Here is a 1,257-nt window from a genome sequence, read left to right on the forward strand (position 1 = left end):
GTAGGAGATGTATGGACTCCTCCCCTAAATAGGGTAAGTACGGTATAAAGAAATTGCAAAACCACTTTTACCAATAAGGAATCCATACATGTCAAAATTTAACTTAATTTGTATCGACTTGGCAAAAAATGTTTTTCAAGTCGGTCAATTTTTTCATCAAAAACTACAAAGTAATAAAGCGGTAAGCAGAAAAGAGCTACTGTCGATACTCACCACGTCTCCTCGTTGTAAAGTTGTTATGGAATCATGTGGCGGTGCTCATTATTGGGCACGCAAGGCGCGTAGTGTTGGTCATGAAGTCGTGATTCTAGACCCTCGATTTGTCAAAGCATTTAGGATTGGCCAGAAAACAGATGCAAACGATGTTATTGCAATAGCTGCGGCTTCTTTCTCACCCAATGTTCGCCCGTGTAAATCACTGACACAAGCACAGCAAAGCCTACAGTCGATAGAGCGAATGCGTGCGTTAGCTGAAAAGCAGAAACGGCAGTTGGCGAATCAAATCAGAGGCTTGTTACTTGAATTTGGAATTGTAATCAAGCAATCAGAATGCGCGTTTAGGCAGGCTATCCCTGAGATTTTAGAAGATAGCGATAATGGGTTAACCGCTGGTTTAAGGCAGTGTATAGCGCAGTGCTATGAATTATTTAAAGCCCAATCAACATTAAAAGAAACATTAAATGAGTTACTGACAGGCTTAGTAAAACAAGATGAGCAATGTGAACGCTTACTGGCTCTTGAGGGCGTAGGGCCTATCACCGCGGTTGGTTTATTAATTAGCTTAAGTGACACAACCCATTTTACGAGCGGACGTAATGCAGCAGCCAATATTGGCGTCACCCCACGTCAGCACTCAAGTGGTGGAAAAGTGCGAATAGGTCATATAGCCAAATACCGCGGAGAGATGATATTACGAAGTCACTTATTTCTGGGGGCCAGAGCGGTCATCAGTCAGTTAAAGCATCGCGAGCCAAAAACGAAAAAAGAGCAATGGCTCAAAGCATTAGTTGAAAGACGCGGTGTGAAGTGCGCCGCCATTGCGTTAGCAAATAAAACAGTTCGGACGGCGTATGCCATGCTGAAAAAGGGCACGCGTTATGAACCAAGCCTACTAGCAAATTAACATTTAGTCTTCGATAACAGAAATAACTGTATTGACCAAGAACCTGCGTTAAGCGGTTAGACCCACCCTTGATAGCCTGTAAAGTGATTAGTGTGTTAAAACACCGAGTAGGAGAAGAGGCACAAGGGCGCGAA

The 1,257-nt window shown here is 43.3% G+C and carries 1 protein-coding gene; it reads left to right on the plus strand.

What is annotated here, in order from left to right:
- Positions 1-88: 88 nt before the first annotated feature.
- Positions 89-1,123, plus strand: a complete 1,035-nt coding sequence (locus tag BM378_RS20245; protein ID WP_143104617.1) for an IS110 family RNA-guided transposase — start codon at positions 89-91, stop codon at positions 1,121-1,123.
- Positions 1,124-1,257: the final 134 nt, after the last annotated feature.

The sequence above is a fragment of the Pseudoalteromonas lipolytica genome (assembly GCF_900116435.1).
Classification (GTDB): Bacteria; Pseudomonadota; Gammaproteobacteria; order Enterobacterales; family Alteromonadaceae; genus Pseudoalteromonas; species Pseudoalteromonas lipolytica.